This is a genomic window from Psychrobacter sp. DAB_AL32B (assembly GCF_002224105.1).
Classification (GTDB): Bacteria; Pseudomonadota; Gammaproteobacteria; order Pseudomonadales; family Moraxellaceae; genus Psychrobacter.
On sequence record NZ_NEXU01000118.1, the window covers coordinates 22277 to 29090 of the forward strand.

A 6814-nucleotide genomic window follows, 5' to 3' on the forward strand; every position below is an offset into this window, starting at 1 on the left:
AACTAAGCATTTTCATCAATAAAATATCAGATGTCTGATATATGACAGAAAAAACAGGCATTCAGTATTCTCCTAATAGCCAACCGCTGACAAAGGCAAAATACTCTCGAAACCAAGCGTTATAGCGAATTGATAATGGAGTAGGGCTGGCGAGCATGATAGGCTGCTGATAGCCTTGGCGACGAGCAATGGCTGCGGCGCGAATGGTATGAAAATCACTGGTCACGATAGCAATGGGCGCCGTCATAGAAACGTCTTTTGCTGCTAATAGCGCTTGGCTATAAATAAGATTCTCTGCTGTACTAGTGCTTTTGCCTTCTTGCAAAATATGCTCGAATGCAATGTTATAAGTCTCATGCAAATAGGTTGCCATAATATTGGCTTCACTACGTGTCTGTCCAAAACCAACGCCACCACTGGTAATGACTAACGCATTTTTTTGTGAGTCGATAAGCGGCGCAGCGGTATCTAAGCGCTTAGCAAGTGTTGGCGTGGGCTTGCCTGCGACCGTACCTGAACCTAGTACAATGATGGCAGCGACTTGAGGTGTGGGTTGCTTGCTAAGTTTAATCTGCTGCTGCAATGAGAAAATAAATACCCCAAAGCTAAGAAACCAGATAAAAAATATGATCCATAGCGTATACCAAAGGCGTCTCAACCAACGATTTTGAATCACAAAGTGACGAATAGCGTGCCAAAATATACCATGGGCGACAAATACCATACCCAATAAAAACGGTACGACAGAGCCAAAATTAATCTTGCCAACCGCGATTAAAACCGCACAGTCGACGATGATAACGCTGCCAATAGTGACTAATACAACTCGCGCTAATAGGATAAGTTTTTTGGGAATGGTTATACAATTATTTAAAGGCAATATATTCACGGGATCTTCTATGATGCTATTGGTTTAGACGCTATAGAGCGTCTAACAAGAGACTGGATAATCCCATGATAACGCACCCCGTTTTGAGATAACGTCTCATTGTTGTTACTAATAGAACATAGCGATATATAAACTTTTGGAACTAGAGTTTGAGGGGTTAAGAAGAGGGGGGGAATACTCCCAAAATGAATAGAGAAATCATGAGAGCTGACAAATTGACAGACGTATCTTATTAAAAAAAATAATTACTGGAAAGAAAAACTTGTTATATTTCAAGTGATTATGTCGATATTACCGTTCACCACCCTATATCAACCGCCCATCTGTTAGCTTTTGATTCAGTATAGTTAATGTAATAGACTGTTTTTATTGAGTAATAAGAAGCGTGTCTTCTGTAAATATTACTAGCGTTTACGCTACTAGATACTCTGTTATTTGATTGCTAAATATTTAATAAGTATCGCTGGTAGAAATCAAAATAAATCAGTTTTAATTATAGGGTTCACATCATGAATATTTTTGGAAAGTTAGCAGTATCAGCTTTAGTTCTATCTGTAGCGTCAGTGGCTTCAGCAGCATCAGTGAGTGGGGGAACTGATTTTCGAGTCAAACTACCTGAAATTTTAGTACTCTATCACTGGGAAGATGCATACTTGGAGTTAACAGCTGATAACAGTGTAGTTAATTCCGATGTTACTCGTGAACTTGAGAGTACTTTAACAGGCGGTACTTATAACTTTAATACTAATTCTATCGATGTTGATGCCCAAAGTTCAACGAACCCTTTAGCTAATAATATCATCGATGTAACGTTGACAGATTCATGGGCTGTTCGTAGCTTATCTACTGGTAATGTTAAACTTACTCTTACCAATCCTAATCCTATACTAAAAGACGTTGTAAATGGTACATCTGAGATTATTATATCCGAGCCCAATTTAGTTTATAACTCTACGGAAGCTCTCGAACAGAGCATTCCTTCAGGATGGACAGCGGTAAAAGGTGATATCAAGTTCAAGTTAGATTTATCGGCTGCTACTAAGTCTGGCGAGCATAATGCTAGAGGTGTTACTGGTAAAAATGCTGCTCCAGGTACTAATGATACCTTCTTGCTAACATTGACTGGTAACTAATAAAAATACTAAAATTAATTTAGTTAGTATTAATCTACTACTGATACAAAAATACCAGCTGAAATTGCTGGTATTTTTGTATCAATAGCCTATGACTGATGCACTTTTATAAACTTGCCTAGTGCGCTAATGATGCTGGCTGTTAGTAATCCAATATAACAAGGTAAACAGATGACAATATCTATCTATGCAAACTACAAATTGATTAATTTACTACCTGATTTAGGGGTTGCTACGGCTTTATCAATGATATTGGTTTTTTCACAATCTGCGCAAGCCGAACTAATAATACATAACTCTAAAGATGCTAGTGGTCAAGCGTCTATGGTCGTTAGTGATGACCGTCAGAAGGAGTTGCCACCTGCGCAACTAGGTATTTCACCTTCTCGAATTAACGAGACCGTTTCACTGACACAGAATAAAAACTTGAGTAAGTTAAATCAATCTTTAACTTTATATAATTACGGTACTAAGCCTAAAGCCATTAAACTAAGCTTGATAGATATGGATGAGACAGGTAATCCAATCGAGCCTAGTGAAAGTACGCTCAAGCCTTGGACGTTGATTAATCCTACCCAGTTTACGATTGCGCCAGGTGGCTATCAGACGGTACGTATGTCGATCCGTTTGCCAATGGGATTTGTTGAGGGTAAGCGATATGCTATGTTGTCAATTGAGCAGCAAGTCGATAATGCTATTACCTACGATACGGATGGTAGAGGGGTTACCTTGGAGATAGGCTCTCGTTATGGTCTACCTATCCGCATTGACGTTCAGTAAGACTAAAATAAACAGTAGCAATACTTTTTCTACTAAAAAATAGACTCTATATGGCTTTTATGACTAAAAAATTCACACCTCTACGTTTAGTGACTTTGGTGTCTTGGCCTTGTGTATTGGCTTATTGCCCGTCAGCGCTTGCGGACGTGCAAAATATTGCTGCCAACTCAATATCGCCTATTTCATCCGTTAAAGCGGCTATCGAAAGTACTAAAGTGTTAGAGCCTACTTTAGTGGGTGTCTTTGTTAATGGACAAGAGCAGGGCAGCATCGATGCTCTTTATGAGTCAGGATCTGAATCTAAGAGTGATACCCAAAATAATCATTACTATTTATCTATCGATGATTTAAATCGATTGACGATGATCAAGTTTTTACCTGTACCTACAAATACTAGTAATAGTGTTGATACGATTAATAATACCAGCGGTTATAAAGTTATTACTCCTATTGGCGATGCTAAGCTTTCTATTAACCAAGTACTTTATTATCAAGGGCAAGAATATTTATCGCTTAGTACCCTAAAAAAATTGGGTATCACCGCAGATTATAATCAGTCAGATTTAGCCATCAGCCTAAACATGGGCTGGCGTCCATCACAAAATATATCTTCACTAAAAGATAATAACGCTAAAGAAGATTTACCCATTGACTACCACCCTAGCCGAGCAGGCCTGCTTGGATTGTCATTTAACAGTAGTTTAAGTGCCAGCGAAAGCAATGGTGGTCAAAACGGCGAGTCGTCTACTAGCCGTCAGATGTATGCTGATATTGGTGCTTATGGTTATGCTTTAGGTGGTGTATGGGGTGTCAATGCCAGAGGCTATGATAGTACTAATGAGTACAAAGGTAGCAGCGCAGATAGGTTTTCTAACGATGGTAGCTTTGGGAAAACTGCCTTGGAAGGCTTTATCTATTTGCCCTCAGAATGGGATGACTGGGAAATAGATAATTTGTATTGGGCAAAATCCGGAGAACATTTAGCCACACGCCTTGGTATTAATCAACCTAACTCGTTAGGTCAAGGTGCACAAACATCAGGTTCTGAATTTACTGGAGCCATGTTTGCCTATAGTAATCGCAATATCTCACGGCATTTATCCTATTTCGATGAAGACAGCCGTAGCTTATTACAAAATACCAGTCAAGATTATCAGCATCTTACGGGTACTGGCGAAGCTGGTGGCGTAGCAGAGCTGCGTATTAGTGGTCGTCCTATCGCTCGCGTTCAAATTGGACTGGATGGACGCTACGAGTTTTTAAACCTTGATGTCAGCCAACTAACATTGACAGACACCTTGGTAGAAGTGGCAATTTACGCCTATCCATTAGCCCGTCAACCACTTGAAGTTCGTCCAATTTTACTGGGTAAACGTCGTACCAATGCGGCGACTAATGAGCTGATAATAGAGGCAGGTATTGGTCGCACAGGCAATCTAATTAACAGTGATACTATAAGAAGGTCAAACAACAATGGCAATGCTGACACTGCCGCCCATCTATATACTGAGTACGGTGTTAATAATCGCTTGGCAGTACGCGGTGGCGTCAATACCAACATACAAAATCTGCAAGAAGACAACGATTCACTCTCGTGGCATGCTGGGGCAAACTACAGCCTATCAACTTATAGCAATGCGGATATTAGCTATGCTAATACACCTACCCAAGATTTGTGGCAGGCTCAATTAGAGTACCAGCGCAAAAAAATGTGGGTGAATTATCAGTATCAAGCTCGGCAGTATGACAGTACTAAATTAAACACTTCTTCACAAAACGAAAGTGAAAAAGATCGATTGAATGATCAACGTCATCAGTTGCTGCTCAACTATAGTCCTAGTGATAGAACCAATATTAGTATTAATCAATACTATGAGGATATGGCTATTAAGACGGCTGATGCAGATGATTACTATGCTTATACTAGTATCAATCATAGGTTTAATGATGCACTAAATGTAGGTGCAAATTGGAACACTAGGGATAATCGTTATGGTTATCGTCTCACATGGCAGGACGCTTATAGAATTCGTGCAAATAACAATACTGCGCACAGTGCGGGCACACGTAATACTATAGGGCTATCTGGTGATAACGATAGCGACACACTCTCGCTACGACATCAGCTCGATAATCGTACTAACTTAGGGCAGTCCATTAGCCGTTTGCACAGAAATAACAATATGTTATATCAAGGCGACATCAGCTACCGCTTTGATACCAGCAGTATATTGGGTCGCATGGGTGGGGATTCAACAGACAGCTCAATCAACGCTGGTTATAGCTTATATGGTAACCAGATTGGTTGGTTGGTTGACTGGCAGATAAACACTCGTAAAGGTATCAACTTTGGCTTGGGTTATAAACATCGTTATGTAGATGCGGTACCTAGCAGTCTCTATACTGATTTAATTAACGACAGTTCATTTATTGATGAGCGTGAGCTACCCGCTTGGACACAGAATAATTATCTATATGCTAGTTTATCATTTGATATGTTTAAAGCACCCAAACAAAGATTACAAGTTGGCAACTATCCACGTCAGCGTGACGGTAGCGTCATAGTAGATATCGAACATCAGGCCGATACACCCATAGATTATGAAAATATGCGTTTTGAGCTGGATAATCAAAAAGTAATAGCTAGCTTGCTAGGAAGTCAGGCAACGCATAGTCAGTACTTAATCAGTAATATCAAAGCAGGCGATTATACTTTAACGATGGATTCAGAAAACTTACCTTTAGAATATAGTACTGGTGAGCTACAAAAACCTCGCATAAGAGTCAGTAACTATGCACCTACCTCAGTTCCTATACAGCTAAAAAAGACTTATGGTGTATCAGGCAAGCTGGCTGATGCTAAAGAAGGGGTAGTGGTCAATATCTATAAAGACAATGAGATGATACAAAGTGCTAATACTGGCAGTTATGGCTATTTTCAGATTTTTGGTCTGAGTCCGAACACTTATACCCTGAAGGTTAAAGGCTATAAAGATCAGTCTGTAGACGTTACTAATAATTTTGTAATGCGGATTTTATTGCAGCCATCTACTTTATAGAGTCAGTGTCAATCTCATCTCTCACGCTATTATTCTGTTTCCTATTGTTTTAAAACAATAAAGTATATAAATAAGAGGTCATGATGAACATATCTTTAAACACAGTTTATCGTCAGTTTATGCTAAAGATAGGTGTTACGGTGTTGGCTAGTCTTCTTGGACAGACAGCACTGGCAGTATGTGCTACTAATGAATCTTCTCTTAGTAAAATAAATACAAACAATGATGATAATGGCAATACTATTTATTTTTGTGCGGAGAAGTTTACAAAAGATGATGATTTAGCGTTTAAACCGAGAGCAGAGGATATTGTCACTGGTGGCAATCAAGCAATAGAAATTAAAAATAACTCTATTCAAGCCTTTCCATTAAGTTCAAAAATTGACTTAAAAGGTTTCAATGTAGATAATCTCGATTTTAAGAAAGTTGTAACCTATCTTCCTAATCCTAAAGCAATAAATTCTGAGCCATATTTATTTGAATTCTACGCTAGAATACTTCAGCTTACTGGTCTCAATTCTTGTTCGAATGCTTTGACGTTGGGTAATCAATATAATCGAATAAAACAATATCTTCTTGTCAATAGTAGCAAGTTTAAAGCAAATGAAAAATCTTTTATTGCTATACAGAATAGTAATGACATAGCTAAAGTTGAAAAAGTTTTTTTGGAAGGCCCTTCAGGCAGTAAGTTGGCTGCGGATGTCTATTTATATCATGCTAACCCAACAAACTCTAACACAGGGTTTCGCGACGGAACTCAGTACTATTGTAGGGTAGGAATAAAAGCAAGAGTGGAAATCCTTCCGAATAGTACCAGTTTAACGAATTCTGGCGAACATAAATTAAATATTAAATTTGAAAGTAATAACTAAAAACCTCTAATCTTCTAAAGATTAAGATTAAGATTAAGATTAAGATTAAGATTAAGATTAAGATTAAGATTAAGATTAAGA

General features: G+C 38.5%; 5 protein-coding genes. 4 read left to right on the forward strand and 1 reads right to left on the reverse strand.

Annotation, left to right across the window (positions count from 1 at the left end):
• Positions 1–61: 61 nt before the first annotated feature.
• Positions 62–856, reverse strand: coding sequence for a YdcF family protein (locus CAN34_RS12890; protein ID WP_089555977.1), 795 nt, complete (start codon positions 854–856; stop codon positions 62–64).
• Between the two features lie 542 nt (positions 857–1398).
• On the opposite strand from CAN34_RS12890, the gene CAN34_RS12895 reads away from it, so the two are divergent.
• The 4 genes from CAN34_RS12895 to CAN34_RS12910 all read left to right on the forward strand — a co-directional run bounded on the left by CAN34_RS12895 (position 1399) and on the right by CAN34_RS12910 (position 6733).
• A complete protein-coding gene (locus tag CAN34_RS12895; protein ID WP_089555969.1) occupies positions 1399–2022 on the forward strand; it encodes a hypothetical protein in 624 nt (207 codons plus the stop codon).
• A gap of 171 nt (positions 2023–2193) precedes the next feature.
• Positions 2194–2802 carry a hypothetical protein gene (locus tag CAN34_RS12900; RefSeq protein ID WP_089555971.1) on the forward strand — a complete coding sequence of 203 codons (609 nt, stop codon included), beginning with the start codon at positions 2194–2196 and terminating at the stop codon, positions 2800–2802.
• Between the two features lie 50 nt (positions 2803–2852).
• Positions 2853–5861, forward strand: coding sequence for a hypothetical protein (locus CAN34_RS12905; protein ID WP_254423191.1), 3009 nt, complete (start codon positions 2853–2855; stop codon positions 5859–5861).
• Between the two features lie 83 nt (positions 5862–5944).
• Positions 5945–6733 carry a hypothetical protein gene (locus CAN34_RS12910; RefSeq protein WP_089555973.1) on the forward strand — a complete coding sequence of 263 codons (789 nt, stop codon included), beginning with the start codon at positions 5945–5947 and terminating at the stop codon, positions 6731–6733.
• Positions 6734–6814 lie beyond the last annotated feature (81 nt).

What these genes read in the sequence shown, in the direction of transcription:
- CAN34_RS12910 (WP_089555973.1), top strand. Translation starts at nt 5,945, where the DNA reads ATGAACATATCTTTAAACACAGTTTATCGTCAGTTTATGCTAAAGATA.
- CAN34_RS12905 (WP_254423191.1), top strand. Translation starts at nt 2,853, where the DNA reads ATGGCTTTTATGACTAAAAAATTCACACCTCTACGTTTAGTGACTTTG.
- CAN34_RS12900 (WP_089555971.1), top strand. Translation starts at nt 2,194, where the DNA reads ATGACAATATCTATCTATGCAAACTACAAATTGATTAATTTACTACCT.
- CAN34_RS12895 (WP_089555969.1), top strand. Translation starts at nt 1,399, where the DNA reads ATGAATATTTTTGGAAAGTTAGCAGTATCAGCTTTAGTTCTATCTGTA.